Origin of the sequence: Streptomyces coryli, from assembly GCF_011044975.1 — a bacterium.
GTDB classification, from domain to species: domain Bacteria; phylum Actinomycetota; class Actinomycetes; order Streptomycetales; family Streptomycetaceae; genus Streptomyces; species Streptomyces coryli.
This window is the reverse complement of the sequence record NZ_JAAKZV010000215.1, coordinates 1-14558: the sequence shown is the minus strand read 5'-3', so window position 1 is coordinate 14558 and position 14558 is coordinate 1. Positions and strand designations below refer to the sequence as shown.

The window sequence follows — 14558 nt, the reverse complement described above, 5'->3', positions numbered from 1 at the left end:
GGCGGGTGGGAAAACACCGTCCCGAGACGCAGGACGGGACGCACAGGCCTCCCCGCAGGGATGGCGCAACGGGCACCGTAAATCGCTCCGTTGACCCCCACGCGAAGGAACCGCCGCATGTTCCGCAGAAGCACCGCCCTGGCCCTCGGCGGCGCAGCCGCCATCGTCGCGGGCGCCCTGTTCGCCGTGAACACCTCGGCGAGCGCCGCGCCGCCTGACGCGTATCCGGTGAAGGGTTTCGATACGAGCCACCACCAGCACCCGGACGGCTCGCCGATCGACTACAGCGCGGCGAAGGGCGCCGGATATACGTACACCTTCATGAAGTCGACCGAGGGGATCGACTACACCGACGACTGGTTCGCGCGCGACTGGAAGGCGGCCGCCGACTCGGGGATCCTGCGCGCGCCGTACCACTTCTACCACCCGGCCGGACCCGGGGACGGCGCCCAGCAGGCCGAGTTCTTCGTGAAGACGATCAAGGAGCAGGGCTACACCGGCAAGAACGCCGGCGAACTCCCCCCGGTCCTCGACCTGGAGCAGATCAACGGCGGCTGCCCGCCGAGCTTCGACACCGGCCAGGTAAAGGCGTGGCTCGACACGGTCCACAACAGCCTCGGCGTCAAGCCGATCGTCTACACCTCGAAGCCCTTCGTCGACCAGTGCATGGGCGGCGACGGCGCGCTCTTCAGCGGCTATCTGCTGTGGCAACCGCGCTACGGCAGCGGCGACGTGGAGCCGCAGGACATCCCGGGCGCCGGCGCCCCGTGGCAGATCTGGCAGCACGCCTCGGACGGCCAGGTCCCGGGCGTGCCGGACGACGCGGTGGACGTGAATGTCTACCGCAACAGCCTCGAGGAGCTGCAGAAGCTCGCGGGCGGCGGAGACGGTGGCGGCGACCCGTCCCCGTCCCCGAGCGAGCCCGCCGACGGCAAGGCCTTCCCCACCTGGGGCACGCGCTGGGTGGTCCACGAGACGGCCGACCCCGACTCGAAGGCGGTCGGGATGATCAACGGATCCGACGTCACCGTCGACTACCAGGTGAACTCCGGCCAGAAGGTGTGCGAGGGCGAGGAGTGCTCGACGTACATGGCCCATATCACCGGCCCTGAACAGGGCTTCCTCTCGGTCGTCGCGATCGACGTCGAGGAGTCGAAGCTGACCGGCGTCCCGGTGCGGGACTGAGCCAAACGGAGTGAGTACTCACTCATACCTTGACTGAGTGAGTACTCACTCCGTACCGTCGTCCCCATGACGGATTCCAAACGCCGCCGCGCCCCCGGCATGTCCCCGGAGCAGCGCCGCGCAATGATCATCCAGACCGCGATCCCGCTGATCACCGAGTACGGCGCCGCGGTGACCACCGCGAAGATCGCCCGCGCCGCGGGCATCGGCGAGGGCACGATCTTCCGCGTCTTCGCCGACAAGGACGAGCTGCTGCAGGCCTGCCTGGCCGAGGCGCTCTCCCCCGAGCACGCGGTCCGCGAGCTCGGCGCGATCGACGTATCCCAGCCGCTGCCCGACCGGCTCGCCGACGCGGCCGAGGCGCTGCAGGCGCACCTGGACCGGATGGGCGCGATCGCCGGCTCGCTGCACACGTCAGGGCACCGCGGCGGCAAGCACCCCGGCACGGTGCGCGGCGCGGGCCGCACCGAGTCGACGTCGCGGATCCTCGCGGCCCTGGTGGAGCTGCTGGAGCCCGACAAGGCCGCCCTGCGCCGGCCGCCGGAGCAGATCGCCGCGCTCTTCTACGGCCTGCTCTTCACCCAGCCGCGCAAGGACGACAAGCCCGAGCTGACGCCGCACGAGCTGGCGGAGGTGTTCCTGCACGGAGCGCTGGCGGGGGCCGCCAAGTGAGCCGCCGGCGCCCGGCAGTTGCCGGGATCGCGGTCCTGGCGCCCGTGCTGGTGTGGCTGGCCGCGGACCCGGTGCTGGGGCACCGGCTGCGGATCGCCGACGGGGACCGGACGCTCGACCTCGGCCTCGCCCCCGTCCTGATGGTCGCGCTGCTAGCGGCGCTGGCCGGCTGGGGCCTGCTGGCGGCCCTGGAGCGGTTCGGGATACGGCGCGCCCGCGCCATCTGGACCGCGGTGGCCGGGGCCGTACTCGCCGTGTCGTTCCTCCCGTTGACCGGCGACGGCATGGACGGCGGCACCCGGGCCGCGCTCGTGCTCATGCACCTGGCGGTGGCGGCGGTGCTGATCCCGGGGCTGCGGACGGCACGTACCGGCGCATGACAGCGGCGCCGCGGCCCCCGCTGCACGGGGATCGCGGCGCCGCTGCTGGAGGTGGCGAGAGGATCAGACCTCTGGCCAGATGTTGTAGAGCAAGCCCGCCAGCAGACCGCCGATGAGCGGACCGACCACCGGGACCCAGGCGTAGTTCCACTGCGCGTCGCCCTTGCCCTTGATCGGCAGGATGAAGGCGTACGCGATGCGCGGGCCGAGGTCACGGACGGGGTTGATGGCGTAGCCCGTGGGGCCACCGAGCGAGGTACCGATCACCAGCACGACGAAGGCCACACCTGCGTAGCCGAGCGCCGCGTTGCCGAAGGCCGGTGTCCCGTTCGCCTCCGAGTAGCCGGGGGAGAAGAGAATCCAGCCGACCAGCACGAAGGTGCCGATGACCTCGGTGACGGTGTTCCACAGCTTGTTGGGGATCTGCGGAATCGTCGAGAAGATCCCGAGCGTTCCTTCCGGCTCCGGATGATCGTCGAACTGCAGCTTGTACGTAGCCCAGCACAGAATCGCGCCGAGAATACCGCCGCAGATCTGGCCCAGCAGATACCAGGGCACATCCCCGCCGTCCATCTTGTCGCTGACCCACAGACCGAGGGTCACCGCCGGGTTCAAGTGGGCACCGGTGGGGTGCGCCACGCTGGCTCCGGTGAACACCGCGAAAGCCCAGCCGATATTGATGAACAGCGTGCCGGCCGCATGGCCGTTCGTCTTGCGCAGCACATGGTTCGCGACAACGCCGCAACCCAGTAGCAGCAGCAATGTTGTGCCGAGCAGCTCCCAAAGGAAGATCTCGCCACCATCCATCGGGTGACCCCCTGCCTCCACATCGTCGTGGGCCGCGTGCCGACGGGCGTGCGGTCCGCGACACGCGGAGAGTGACAGCGCACCTTACTTCGTACATGTCAGGTCGGGAAGGGTGTGCGCGGCGGGTTGCGAAGCAGTCTCCGGCCGCCAGCGGCGTAGACCAAAGTCGTAGTGCTTCCGCCACCCCCCGGACCTTCGGCCGACGCCCCGGCGAGCGGCGGCTCCTAGCGTCGTAAGGGAGCGATACAAGGAGGCGCGAGCGATGACGGGTGACGTGATGGACCTGCGTAAATCCGGGAAGTCCGGGGCGGACAGCGTGGGCCAGCCGGCCGGCGAGCGGTGGCTGCTGCTCCTCGGCGGCCCGGCGGCGGGCGCGCTGCTCGGGTATCTCGTGACGCTGCTGGCGGGCTGGGTGACCAAGCTGCCGTCGGCGCCCTTCGGGAGCTGGTTCGAGCTGGTGGCGGGGGCGAACGGCCGGTGGGGTCCGTGGGCCGTGATGGGCGTCGGCCTGGTGCTCGGGGTCGCCGGCGGGCTGTTCGCGGTGGCCATGGGCGCGAAGGTGACCTTCGAGGGGCCGGAGGTGCGGATCGCGCAGGACGGTAACGAGTCGGCCGTGCCGGCCACCGAGATCGACGCGGTCTTCGCCGACGGCAAGGACCTGGTCGTGCTCGACGCGGCCACCCGGCAGCTGTTCCGCGGCCGTTGCGAGCTGCCGGCGGCGAAGCTGGCCGCCGCCTTCACCTCCCACGGCCACCACTGGCTGCCCGCCGACCCGCACGCGGACGCATACCACCGCTGGGTCCCGGGCGCTCCGGAGCTGCCGCCGGGGGTCAACGCCGTGCTGCGGGCCCGGAAGTCGGCGCTGGAGAACAAGGACGCGGCGGACGCGCTCGAGCTGCGCGAGGAGGCGCAGCAGCAGGGCTATGTCGTACGGGACGAGGGGACGCGGCAGTACTGGCGGCCGCTGGCGCCGTGAGCTGAACCTCGTGCGCGGAAAGGCCGAAGGCCGCCCCATTCCGGGGCGGCCTTCGGTGTGTTCAGTTGTTGTGCGGTGGTGTTACGACCTGCGGCGGCCGCGGGCGGCGATCACCAGCGGGGTGCCGATGCCGATCAGCGCCGCGGCGAGACCGCCGAGGAGCGCGAGGCGCTCGCCGCCGGTGTCGGCCAGGGCCTTGCTGGAAGAGCCGCCCTTGTCCTTGTCACCCAGGCCTTCGGTGGCCATCTCCGTGGAGAAGGTGGTGGACATCAGGCCGGAGTATTCGCCGGGCTTCCCGTTCAGTTCGGACGAGTACTCGGTGCTCAGCTCCGTACGCCCGGATCCGGTGGAGAACTGGCCGCGGAAGGTCCCGGCCCCACTGGTGGAGAAGGCGGTGGAGTACTCCGAGACGCCGATGGTGGCGCCGCTCGGAGAGTCGGCCTCGTCGGTGGAGTCGTCGGTCGAGCCGTCGGTGGACCCATCAGTCGAGTCAGCCGCTTCAGGGGCGGGCTCGCTGGTGGGATCGTCGGTCGAGTCCTCCGTCGAGCCGTCCGTGGAACCATCCGTCGAACCGTCGGTCGACCCGTCCGTAGCACCGTCGGTCGACCCGTCAGTCGACCCGTCGGTCGCCCCGTCAGTCGACCCGTCGGTCGCCCCGTCGGTCGGCTCGTCGGTCGCCCCGTCCGTGGCACCATCCGTCGGCTCCGGCTCCGGCTCCGGCTCGGGCTCCGGCGCCGGCGCAAGGACCCGCACTGTCAGCGGTCCCTCCGCGTCGACATTGCCCTCGTCGTCCAACAGCTGCACCTTGCCCTTGAGTTCACCCGGCTGGGCCTGCGGGGTCAGCCTCAGCGTCACCCCTTCGTCCGGGCTCCAGGTGCCGGCCTCCGGAGAGGTGCAGGTCGCCCACGAGCCGTCGGGGGCGATCTCCTCCTCCTTGTCGCAGACGATGTCCGTGATCTCCGTGCCCGGCGGGGCCTCGTACCGCAGCACCTCGCCCTCGGTGGCCGGGTCCGCGGCGCCGTCCTCCAGCTCCAGCGTTACGGGCACCTCGGTGCCGGTGCCGGGCGTGAGGGTCGGCGCGTCGCCTTCCTGCGCCACCTCGGGGGCGAGCACCTTGATGGTCCAGGGCCCCTGGTCCAGGACGGTGCCGTCCTGATCCGCGAGGCTGACCGTGCCCTCGTACTCACCCGGGTCGAGGCCCGGGTCCACCTTCACCGACACCGTCGGACTGGTGGGCCAGGCGGTGCCGCTGGTGTTGGTGCAGGTCGCCCACGTGCCGTCCGGGGCGACCTCCTTCGTCATGCCGTCGGCGCAGCTGATGTCGGTGATCGTCACGCCGTCCGGCGCCTCGTACCGCAGCACATCACCCGTCTCCGCCGGAACCGCCGTGCCGTCCGGCTGCTCCAGCGTGATCGGCACCTCGGTCGGATCGGGAGCGCCCGCCCCGGTGGTCGGCGCGTCACCGCTCTGCTGCAGCTCTACGGTCCGCGGCTCCGGCTCCGGCGCGCCGGGAACGATGACCGCCCAGCTGTTCTCCGCCTTCGGCTCGGTCTGGGCGGCGCGGTCGCTGCCCTTCGCGGACAGCGTGACCTTCCCGTCCTTGAGCGTGCCCGGCTTGGTGTCCTTGTTGACCTCGACCGTCACCCGGCGCTTGTCGTTCCAGTCGTCGCCGTTGGCGGGCACGGTGCAGGTCGCCCAGGCACCCGCGGGGTCGACCTCCTTGATGGTGCCGCAGGAGGTGTCCTTGATCTTGGTGCCGGTCGGCGGCGTGAACCGCAGTACGTCACCCTCGACCGGCGGGACCTTCTGGCCGTTCTCCATCTGGAGCGTGAACGTGGTCTCGGTGGCCGTACCGGCCGCGAGCGTCGGCACCGAATCCTGCTTGACCTTGACGCCGAGGACCTTCACGGTCCAGGAGGTCACGGTGTCCGGGGTGCCGTCGTTGTGAACGAAGGTCGCCTTGCCGTCGGTCAGGTCGCCGGGCTTGGTGTCCGGGTCGACCGTCACCGTCGCGGTGCGCACCGGGTTCCAGTTGGTGCCGTAGCTGGGCTCGAGGCAGGTGCCGAACGCGCCCTTCGGGTCGATCTCCTTGATGGTGCCGCAGGAGATGTCCTTGAGCTTGGTGCCCGTCGGCGGCTCGATGCGCAGCAGGTCGCCTTCCAGCGGCTCCACGGAATCGCCGCCGGACAGCAGCGAGAGCTTCGCCGTGCCACCGCCGCCGGCGATGGTCACGGGGATCTCCGTCTGCTTCATCTCGACCGGCTGCTGCTGCGCCGCGCCGACGCCCCCGGCCTGCACCACCATCACGGCGGTGGTCAGCACCGCGATCGCGGCGCCGCTCACCACCCGTCTCATGCTCCCGGCGCGGCCCGCAGACCGACCTCCGGGAAGGACCGCTCTTAGCGGCCCTCCGGCTCCTGTACGCACTGTGATCTCCCTGATCGTTCACGTTCCAGATCGCGTGAAGCAGTAAGCAGTACATCGGAGCAGTCACATATAAATGGGACATAACGCGTATGCCCGCAACCGCAACCACCCGAGCAGCGCACGGCCGCCAGCCGAATGGGCCACTCGGGCCGCACGGATCTCACGCGGGGCATCTGTTGCCACCGTTGAAGATCATCTTGAGAAAATTAAGGTCTGCTGCTTGTTTGCTTAAAAATCTCAAGGCGAAAATGAATCGTGAGCAGGTCGCCGAGCGCAAGGAGCCGAATGTGGACTGGCAGGAACTGACGGACCTGACCCGCGGACAGCCGTTCGTCGTCGAGCGGGTCCGCCTCGCCGGCAGCGGCGTCGCGATCGAGGGGGAGTTCGAGCCGCCGCAGCTGGCCCGGCTCGGCATCGACGACCAGGTCTTCGTCGCCGCGTTCGTCCGGTCGCACGGCTCGATCAAGGAGATGGAGCGGACCTTCGGGGTGAGCTACCCGACGATCAAGTCCCGGCTGAAGCGGATCGCCGAGAGCCTCGACTTCGTCGCCGACGCATGAACGAGCAGCGCCGCCAGAAGCCGGACGGGCCGAACGTCCTTCAGCCGTGACCCGAAGTAGCGCGTGCGGAGTGGGGTTGGCCCTTCTGGGTGGGCACCGTCTTCGCGTCCTCCGGCAGCGCCGGGTCCGGCAGTGGCGGCGGGACCGGCTGTTTGCCGCGCGGAGTGCGCAGCACCTTTACGTACCAGGCAGACCGGCGCCAGAAGCTGTCCGGCAGGAAGACGAGGTCGCCGATGATCATGATGGCGGAGAACTGGAAGACACCCATCGTCACGATGATGCCGATGTGCGTGCCGAGCATGACCAGCAGCCAGCAGTACTTCACGGTGCGGTTGAAGACCGCCAGCGGGAACAGCAGCTGTGAGAACACCGTCAGGTAAGCGATGACCGCCAGCGGCACCAGATGTCCCGGCCCGGTCATCCAGTTGTTCAGCGCGGGGAAAGGCTGCAGCCAGCTGACCTGAAGGATGTAGTAAAGGGCCGTGCCTTCCTGCCATTTCAGCCCCATGACTTTCACCAGCGCCGCCGAGCAGTAGATCATCATGACCTGGGCGGCGAATACGCCCATCGCACCGTTGTGCATCAGGACGACGAAACGGCGGCGCAGTTCCTCCGTCTCCGCGCCGCGGCCGGCGAAGAATCGGTATTCGGGAACCGGCTTGCCCTGGGCAGCTTCCATCCGCTTGCGGTGCCGCCGGGCGTCGAGCGACCAGCGGCGCCCCGAGGCCATGAACGCGGCATAGAACGTCAGCAGCATGATGGCCATGTCGCCGCCGTCGGTCAGCTGCCAGGAGCGGGTGAAGAACGCCATCACACAGAATGTGTGGACAATGCCGATGGCCCTGGTGTGCCACCCCGCCGCGTACAACAGCGCCACGATGATCGACAGTCCGTAGAACGCCTGGAAATAGACCGGGCTGTCGGTGATCAGCGTCGAGTAGATGAAGTTCACCAGGTCGGGCCAGTGATAGTTCTCCAGCCACCGGTCGGCCAGCGCCGGCGACCACGGTGAACCGGGGCCCCAGAGCTGGTCGTTGTACGGATACTCCCGCAGCAGATATGTCGCGTAGAGGAGCCCGAGCCCGATACGGATCGAAGCCGCGGAATACAGCGCCAGCGGCTGGAGCGTCATCCGGCGGAAGAACGCGAGCAGCCGCTCCACGACTCCGAGGACGTCTCCCTGTCCCGCTTGTCGCAGGTCACGAACGGTCACTTGGCCGGTACCCCCCACCACGGCAGCATCATGGTCTGCCACGGCTGCTCGGCGTTCACGTTGTTGTGCGGCGGCACCTTCTGCAGCCGCACCCGGATCTGGATCTTTGAGAAGTTCTCGTACCCGAGGGCTTCCATGCGCTGCACGACCACATTGCGCGCGTAGGTGAAGCGAATCGCCTCACCCGGATTGCGCGGCCCTTTCTTCTTGTCCAGGGATTCCATTCCGTCCCAGACCCGGCGCAACACGTTGGCATGCTGCCGGCTGGTGATCAGGTCTCCCCGGATCTCGGCGTCGTCAGCGGCGGTGAGATTCTCCCAGCGGCTGACCTTCGTGCCATTACGGACCCGGACCTCGAAGGCGCGATTGGTCGACACCGGCTCCGGGGCGAACATCTTCCAACCCTGCTCGAACCATGGGTAGATCCACCATTGGACCTGCTGCATGGAGTGATCCTTGATGACGTTGGGCGGCGCGATTGCCAGAAACACCATCCCCAGGTGATACGCAGCAAGCAGGCAAACGGTAGCGAAACCGGCCCGGAGGGAACGGCTTCGGCGGCGGCGCAATGGCATGCCCCGGGGCGCCAAATGCTCTGCCGCATCCAGGACCCGCCGAGGCGGGGCCTCCTGTTTCTCTTTCAGCGCTGCTGGCATTTCGCCAAAGTGCCATACAAGCTAGGGCACATGCCGCTTGACGTGCGCTGCTATGCGCACCTTGGTCCAACACAACCCGCATGGCGCACTCCGCGGCTTCCTGGGCGCCCGCGGAACGAGTCATGCTATTGGCATGACAAACACGCTCATCTATGACGGCGACTGCGGATTCTGCACCAGGAGCGTCCGGTTCGCCGAGCGGAGGATCCGGCCGGACTGCGACATCACCCCCTGGCAGGGCACCGACCTGGCGGCCATCGATGTCCGCCAGGAGCGCGCCGAGTACGAGGTGCTGTGGGTGCGCGCGGACGGTCAGGTACTCGGCGGTGTTCGCGCCGTCTCCGCGCTGCTGCTCAGCAGCCGCCACTGGTTCTGGGCCCCCTTGGGCCGGGTCCTCGCGCTGCCTCCGGTCCGTGCCGTGGCCGGGGTGGTCTATCGCCTGATCGCCCGCAACCGGCACCGAATGCCCGGCGGCACCGCGTCCTGCCGTGTCACGTCCCGCTAGCGCTCATCCGGCCGTGAGGCGCACGCGCAACACAACGAACAAGCCGCTGAAGGACATTGCCGTCCGGCTGGAGCTCCCTGCCGGGCCCAAGGCCACCCCGTACGGTCACGACAAGGAATCCACCTACGGGCTAGTGGGGGCCGCATGGCCACGCGGGCAACCTGAACGGGCCACCTACGGACGGTCTTTATCGCACGCGCCAGCTGCCCTTAGAACTCATGACGCCGCGAGCAGTGCGCCTTCCCGCCACTTGAGGATCTTGTCGAAGGCGACCACCGCGCCGCGCCCCGGGCGGTTGTGGATGTCGACATGATCGGCGAGGTGTTCGATCAGGAAGAGGCCGCGGCCGCTCTCCGCGCGCTGCGGATCGGCTGGGCCCGAGGACGGCTGCGGCACGCGGGTGCCGGGTGGGTCGTCCGGGTCAGGGGTGAAGCCGGGGCCGGAGTCGATGACCTCAATGCGGCATTTGTCGCCGTCTATGAAGGCGGTGACCCGGTAGTCGCCGCCCGCCCCGTCCGCGCCGCCGTGCTCGACGGCGTTGGCACACGCCTCGGTCAGGGCAAGGGAGAGGTCGAAGGAGATGTCGGGATCGACGCCCGCGGTGTCCATGGCTCCGGCCAGCAGCCTTCGTGCGAGGGGGACGCTCGCGGCCTCACGCCGCAATCGCAGCGACCACCAGATACTCATCGCGTTTCAGCCTCCCGGCCGCGGCTCGACACACCGGTACGTATAACCGCGAAGCGCGCCCTCCAATCGCCCTCGGCGGGTGAGAACGCTCATCCGGCGGATGTGTTTATTCCGGTTGGTGCGATATAGGCGTTCGGCGGCCGTGGCCGGATCATCGCGGTTCGCCGCGCGGCCGGCTCGACACGGGATTCGACCGAGTGGCGGGGCTGGCCGATCGACGGCCGCGGTGCGGTGAGATGATTGCGCGGCCATGACTGTCCCCGCCCAGCGCGCCGGCGCCGATCTGCGCCTGATCAGGGCCGCGGTGTTCACCGCGGTCTGCGTCGTGCTGTCCGCCGGCGGACACGTCCTCGCCTCCGGTACGGCCGTGCCGCTGTGGACGCTCGGGCTGGCCGCCGCCGGGGTGTTCGTCCTGGCCGCGGCGTGCGCCGGACGTGAGCGATCACTGCCGGGCATCGCCGCCCTGCTCGGGATCGGACAGCTCGGACTGCACTGCCTCTACGGGACCGGGCAGCACACCGCCGCGCCGGGCACCGCCGGACCTGGCCACGAGAGCGGCGCGATGGCGCTGGCCAAACGGCTGCTGTGCAACGAGCACACCATCCCGCTGGGCGAGGGCCGGGCCCGGCAGATCGTCGCCAACGCGGGGTTCAATCCGGACAAACTGGCCCCGGCCCAGGACGCGGCCCACGGCGCCATGGCGGACGGCGGCAGCCACGCCGCCTCGCTGTGGGACGTCTCCATGTACTCCCTGCCCATGCTGCTCGGCCACGTCCTCGCCGCCCTCGCGGCGGGCTGGCTGCTGCGCCGCGGCGAGGCCGCGGTGTGGCGGCTCGTACGCCTCACGGCCGGCTTCGCCCGCACCTCGAGCGCTCCGCTGCGCGCCGCCGTACGCCTCGCCGCCGCGCTGTGCGCCGGGCTGCCGGCTGCGCTGCCCGAGCGCGGCCGGGTCCGTATCGCCGAAGCCCCTGGACCTGCGGCCATAACGGCCGAACTGCAGCACAGCGTCCGGCGCCGCGGGCCGCCCGCCTTCGGCCTCGCGGCCTGACGCGCGCGGTTCCACCACCACTCCCGCCCTTGACGGGCGCTGCACGGGTGCACGGAAGGTCGCGCGCTGACGCCGCACGCACGCGTCGTCGAACGATCCCTTTCACCCCACAGCACACAGGAGTGTCCTGCCATGCATGCCAAGCCACTGCGCCGGCTGTCCGCCGTCGGCGGCCTCGCCGCCGGCGCCGTTCTGCTGCTCGCCGTCCCCGCCTCCGCGCACGTCTCGGTCAACCCGGACGAGGCCGAGCAGGGCGGCTACGCCACCGTGAACTTCAAGGTGCCCAACGAGCGCGACAACGCCTCCACCGTCAAGCTCGAGGTGACCCTCCCCGAGGACCACCCGCTGACCTCCGCCATGCCCCAGCCGGTCCCCGGCTGGGACGTGAAGGTCGAGAAGAAGAAGCTCGACAAGCCGCTCGAGGTGCACGGCGAGAAGATCACCGAGGCGGTCTCCAAGATCACTTGGACCGGCGGGAAGATCAAGCCGGGCGAGTTCCAGCAGTTCCCAGTCTCCGTAGGACAGCTGCCCGAGGACGCCGACCAGCTGGTCTTCAAGGCGCTGCAGACGTACGACAAGAACAACGAGGTCGTGCGCTGGATCGAGGAGCCCAAGGAGGGCCAGCCGGAGCCGGAGAGCCCGGCGCCGGTGCTGAAGCTCACCCCGGCCGCGGACGGCGGGCACGGCGGCGGCGACGACGCCAAGGCCGCCGCCGACGACAAGGGCGGCGACACCGCGAACGCCGGTGCCGAGAGCAACGACGGCGGCAGCGACACGACCGCCCGCGCGCTCGGCATCGTGGGCATCGTGGTCGGCGCCGCGGGCGTCGCCTTCGGCCTGCTCGCCCGCCGCAAGTCCGCCTGATCCCGCCGGCTCGCCGACCGCCGGGGCAGGTGCAGACCGCACCAGCCCCGGCCCGGCGGGCCCCGTAACCCCTCTACGGAGAACGCCACATGCGCATCTCACCCCTCAGGGCCGCGACCGCACTCGCGGCCGCCCTGCTGATCACCGCGGGCGCGACCGCCTGCTCCTCCGGCGACGAGGCCAAGCCCGCCGTCGAGATCTCCGGCGGCAACAACAGCGCCAAGAAGGCCGGCACCGTCCTGGACACCCCCAAGGAAAAGCCGGACCTGATCCTCAATGACTTCAACGGCAAGAAGTACGACCTGATCAAGGAGACCAAGGGCAAGCCCACCCTGCTCTTCTTCGGCTACACCCACTGCCCGGACGTCTGCCCGGTCATCATGAGCGACATCGCCCTGGCCAAGTCGAAGCTGCCCAAGGCCGAGCAGGACAAGCTGCAGGTCGTCTTCGTCACCACCGACCCGAAGCGGGACACGGAGAAGCGGCTGAAGAAGTGGCTCGGCATGCAGGACAAGGACTTCATCGGGCTGACCGGGGACTGGGACACCATCGAGGCCGGCGCCCGCACCGTCGGCATCTTCATGGACAAGCCGAAGAAGCAGAAGGACGGCTCCTACACCGTCGGCCACAGCTCCGAGGTGCTCGCGTACTCCCCCAAGGACGACAAGGCGCACGTCATCTACCTGGCCGGGGTCGACTCCGAGCAGTACGCCAAGGACATGCCCAAGCTCATCAAGGGGCAGACACCGTGAACCACGCACGACCGGCCGCCCTCGCCGCGGCCGGGATCCTGCTCACCGCCCTCGCCGCCTGCTCCGGCGGCGACGGCAAGCCCGAACTGCACGCCCTGAACGGGTTCGTACCGCAGCCGCTCATGGAGGACATGGCCGCCGGCTATGTGACCGTACGCAATGACGGCGACGCCGACGACGAGCTCACCTCCGTCACCACCGCCCTCGCCGGCAAGGTCACCCTGCACACCACCGAGAACAACACCATGAAGCAGGTGAAACAGCTCGACGTCCCCGCCGGCGGCAAGCTCGAGCTCGCCCGCGGCGGCAACCACCTGATGCTGGAGAAGCTCGGCCGCAAGCCGAAGGTCGGTGAGAAGGTGACCCTCACCCTGCACTTCGCCAGGTCGGAGCCGATCAAGGTCGAGGTGCCGGTCGAGCCCACCACGTACCGACCGCCGAAGAAGGACTGAGCGGCATGACTTCCCGGACCGCGCCCCGACCGCCCCGGCCCCGGCGGATGGCCGCCACCCTCCTCGGCGCGCTGCTGTGCGCGCTCGCGGGCGGGCTCTTCGGCGCCTCGCCCGCCGCCGCCCACGCCGCGCTGACCGGCACCGATCCCCAGGACGGCGCGGTGGTCAAGACCGCGCCGAAGGACATCTCGCTGTCCTTCTCCGAGGGCGTCCAGCTCTCCGCCGACTCGGTGCGGGTACTGGACCCCAAGGGCAACGACGTCGCCAAGGGCGAGCCGCACCACGTCGGCGGCAAGGCCGCGTCCGCGGCGGTCGCGCTGCGCAGCGGGCTGCCCGAGGGCACGTACACCGTCGCCTGGAAGGCGGTCTCGGCCGACAGCCACCCGGTGGCCGGGGCGTTCACCTTCTCGATCGGGAAGGAGTCCAAGACGTCGGTGACGGTGGGCTCCGGTGCCTCCGACGGCGGGGTCAAGACGCTCTATGACACCGGCCGGTACATCGCGTACGGCGGCTTCGTGCTGATGGTCGGCGCCTGCGTCTTCGCCGGCTGGTGCGGCGGCCGCTCGCCCGCCGTGCGCCGGCTGGCGGCCGGCGGCTGGGTGCTGCTCTTCGCCGCGACGGTGGCGCTGCTGCTGCTCCGCGGCCCGTATACGGGCGCGGGCTTCGGGCTCGCCGAGACCCGCGAGGTGCTCGCGACCAAGCCGGGGGCGGCGCTGCTGTCGCGGCTGCTGCTGCTCGGCGCGGCGGCGGTGTTCCTTTCGGTGCTCTTCGGGTCGTACGAGCGCGGGCGCGACGGCTCCGGTAAGGACTCGGACCGCAGTGAGAGCGAGCGGCGCGATCTCGCGTACGGGCTCGGCATCGGCGGCGCCGTGGTGGCCGCCGGGCTGGCGGCGACCTGGGCGATGGCGGAGCACGCCTCGGCCGGGATCCAGCCGTGGCTGGCGATGCCGGTGACCGCGGTGCATCTGCTCGCGGTGGCGGTGTGGCTCGGCGGGCTGGCTTCGCTGGCGGTGTCGATGCGGAGCGGGCCGCCGGTGGAGCGGGAGGTCGTGCGGCGGTTCTCGGCGCTGGCGTTCGGCAGTGTCGTGGTGCTCGTCGTCACCGGGCTGTATCAGGCATGGCGCGGGGTCGGGTCGTGGGGCGCGCTGACCTCGACGACGTACGGGCAGCTGCTGCTGGTGAAGGTGGGTCTGGTCGCGGTGCTGGTCGGCGTCGCGTGGATCTCGCGGCGGTGGACGTCGCGGCTGGGGGAGGCGGCGGTGCCGGCGCAGGGGACGGCGCCTGCTGAGGTGGCGGAGAAGGTGGGTGCGGAGCGGGGCGCCGCGCGCTCGGGGAAGGGTACGGCGTGGGACTCGGCGGGTGAGGGTGCGGGTG

Annotated in this window: 16 protein-coding genes; 11 read left to right on the top strand and 5 right to left on the bottom strand. The window is 70.0% G+C overall.

Translation table 11 applies throughout. The features are described 5' to 3' along the window. Nucleotides 1-117: 117 nt before the first annotated feature. From G5C51_RS32470 to G5C51_RS32460, 3 genes are all read left to right on the top strand, one after another. Nucleotides 118-1185, top strand: coding sequence for a glycoside hydrolase family 25 protein (locus tag G5C51_RS32470; protein ID WP_165242688.1), 1068 nt, complete (start codon nt 118-120; stop codon nt 1183-1185). 66 nt (nt 1186-1251) lie between these two features. Then, nucleotides 1252-1857: a TetR/AcrR family transcriptional regulator gene (locus tag G5C51_RS32465; protein ID WP_165242686.1), complete on the top strand. Its 606-nt coding sequence runs from the start codon at nt 1252-1254 to the stop codon at nt 1855-1857. After that, complete coding sequence (locus tag G5C51_RS32460; RefSeq protein ID WP_165242684.1) at nt 1854-2237, top strand: DUF6069 family protein; 384 nt, start codon at nt 1854-1856, stop codon at nt 2235-2237. The genes G5C51_RS32465 and G5C51_RS32460 overlap by 4 nt, the downstream gene beginning before the upstream one ends. Nucleotides 2238-2300: 63 nt before the next feature. Here G5C51_RS32460 and G5C51_RS32455 read toward each other — a convergent pair whose 3' ends face one another. After that, nucleotides 2301-3044 carry an MIP/aquaporin family protein gene (locus G5C51_RS32455; RefSeq protein ID WP_165242682.1) on the bottom strand — a complete coding sequence of 248 codons (744 nt, stop codon included), beginning with the start codon at nt 3042-3044 and terminating at the stop codon, nt 2301-2303. 262 nt (nt 3045-3306) lie between these two features. Here G5C51_RS32455 and G5C51_RS32450 point away from each other — a divergent pair, with 262 nt between their 5' ends. Continuing rightward, a complete protein-coding gene (locus G5C51_RS32450) occupies nt 3307-4020 on the top strand; it encodes a YqeB family protein (protein WP_165242680.1) in 714 nt (237 codons plus the stop codon). Between the two features lie 81 nt (nt 4021-4101). Here the strand turns inward: G5C51_RS32450 and G5C51_RS32445 are convergent, their stop codons facing one another. Beyond that, complete coding sequence (locus tag G5C51_RS32445) at nt 4102-6375, bottom strand: hypothetical protein (protein WP_165242660.1); 2274 nt, start codon at nt 6373-6375, stop codon at nt 4102-4104. 320 nt (nt 6376-6695) lie between these two features. On the opposite strand from G5C51_RS32445, the gene G5C51_RS32440 reads away from it, so the two are divergent. Further along, the gene (locus G5C51_RS32440) at nt 6696-7007 is read left to right on the top strand and encodes a DUF2089 family protein (protein ID WP_165242678.1); all 312 of its coding nucleotides are present in this window, start codon (nt 6696-6698) and stop codon (nt 7005-7007) included. Between the two features lie 40 nt (nt 7008-7047). Here G5C51_RS32440 and G5C51_RS32435 read toward each other — a convergent pair whose 3' ends face one another. Then, entirely contained in the window at nt 7048-8220 is a 1173-nt protein-coding gene (locus tag G5C51_RS32435; RefSeq protein ID WP_165242676.1) for an HTTM domain-containing protein, read from the bottom strand. Then, nucleotides 8217-8876, bottom strand: coding sequence for a DUF5819 family protein (locus tag G5C51_RS32430; RefSeq protein ID WP_165242674.1), 660 nt, complete (start codon nt 8874-8876; stop codon nt 8217-8219). The genes G5C51_RS32435 and G5C51_RS32430 overlap by 4 nt, the downstream gene beginning before the upstream one ends. Before the next feature lie 133 nt (nt 8877-9009). Here G5C51_RS32430 and G5C51_RS32425 point away from each other — a divergent pair, with 133 nt between their 5' ends. Continuing rightward, a complete protein-coding gene (locus G5C51_RS32425) occupies nt 9010-9381 on the top strand; it encodes a thiol-disulfide oxidoreductase DCC family protein (protein WP_165242672.1) in 372 nt (123 codons plus the stop codon). Nucleotides 9382-9597: 216 nt separating this feature from the next. Here G5C51_RS32425 and G5C51_RS32420 read toward each other — a convergent pair whose 3' ends face one another. Further along, the gene (locus G5C51_RS32420) at nt 9598-10068 is read right to left on the bottom strand and encodes an ATP-binding protein (protein ID WP_165242670.1); all 471 of its coding nucleotides are present in this window, start codon (nt 10066-10068) and stop codon (nt 9598-9600) included. A 250-nt stretch (nt 10069-10318) separates the two neighbouring features. On the opposite strand from G5C51_RS32420, the gene G5C51_RS32415 reads away from it, so the two are divergent. From G5C51_RS32415 to G5C51_RS32395, 5 genes are all read left to right on the top strand, one after another. Then, a complete protein-coding gene (locus G5C51_RS32415; RefSeq protein ID WP_165242668.1) occupies nt 10319-11116 on the top strand; it encodes a hypothetical protein in 798 nt (265 codons plus the stop codon). Nucleotides 11117-11248: 132 nt separating this feature from the next. Next, on the top strand, nt 11249-11980 hold the full coding sequence (locus G5C51_RS32410; protein ID WP_165242666.1) for a YcnI family copper-binding membrane protein: 732 nt from the start codon (nt 11249-11251) through the stop codon (nt 11978-11980). Between the two features lie 89 nt (nt 11981-12069). Beyond that, nucleotides 12070-12732 carry an SCO family protein gene (locus G5C51_RS32405; protein ID WP_165242664.1) on the top strand — a complete coding sequence of 221 codons (663 nt, stop codon included), beginning with the start codon at nt 12070-12072 and terminating at the stop codon, nt 12730-12732. After that, nucleotides 12729-13184, top strand: a complete 456-nt coding sequence (locus tag G5C51_RS32400) for a copper chaperone PCu(A)C (protein ID WP_338118382.1) — start codon at nt 12729-12731, stop codon at nt 13182-13184. Before G5C51_RS32405 ends, G5C51_RS32400 begins: the two co-directional genes overlap by 4 nt. Before the next feature lie 5 nt (nt 13185-13189). Beyond that, nucleotides 13190-14558, top strand: a 1369-nt coding sequence (locus tag G5C51_RS32395) for a copper resistance CopC/CopD family protein (protein ID WP_165242662.1), incomplete at its 3' end; no start/stop codon positions are given.

Bases quoted from the DNA above. Each gene is read 5' to 3' on its own strand.
- G5C51_RS32440 (WP_165242678.1), top strand. From the start codon at position 6,696: ATGAATCGTGAGCAGGTCGCCGAGCGCAAGGAGCCGAATGTGGACTGG.
- G5C51_RS32430 (WP_165242674.1), bottom strand. From the start codon at position 8,876: ATGCCAGCAGCGCTGAAAGAGAAACAGGAGGCCCCGCCTCGGCGGGTC.
- G5C51_RS32405 (WP_165242664.1), top strand. From the start codon at position 12,070: ATGCGCATCTCACCCCTCAGGGCCGCGACCGCACTCGCGGCCGCCCTG.
- G5C51_RS32470 (WP_165242688.1), top strand. From the start codon at position 118: ATGTTCCGCAGAAGCACCGCCCTGGCCCTCGGCGGCGCAGCCGCCATC.
- G5C51_RS32410 (WP_165242666.1), top strand. From the start codon at position 11,249: ATGCATGCCAAGCCACTGCGCCGGCTGTCCGCCGTCGGCGGCCTCGCC.
- G5C51_RS32455 (WP_165242682.1), bottom strand. From the start codon at position 3,044: ATGGATGGTGGCGAGATCTTCCTTTGGGAGCTGCTCGGCACAACATTG.
- G5C51_RS32425 (WP_165242672.1), top strand. From the start codon at position 9,010: ATGACAAACACGCTCATCTATGACGGCGACTGCGGATTCTGCACCAGG.
- G5C51_RS32445 (WP_165242660.1), bottom strand. From the start codon at position 6,375: ATGAGACGGGTGGTGAGCGGCGCCGCGATCGCGGTGCTGACCACCGCC.
- G5C51_RS32420 (WP_165242670.1), bottom strand. From the start codon at position 10,068: ATGAGTATCTGGTGGTCGCTGCGATTGCGGCGTGAGGCCGCGAGCGTC.
- G5C51_RS32450 (WP_165242680.1), top strand. From the start codon at position 3,307: ATGACGGGTGACGTGATGGACCTGCGTAAATCCGGGAAGTCCGGGGCG.
- G5C51_RS32415 (WP_165242668.1), top strand. From the start codon at position 10,319: ATGACTGTCCCCGCCCAGCGCGCCGGCGCCGATCTGCGCCTGATCAGG.
- G5C51_RS32465 (WP_165242686.1), top strand. From the start codon at position 1,252: ATGACGGATTCCAAACGCCGCCGCGCCCCCGGCATGTCCCCGGAGCAG.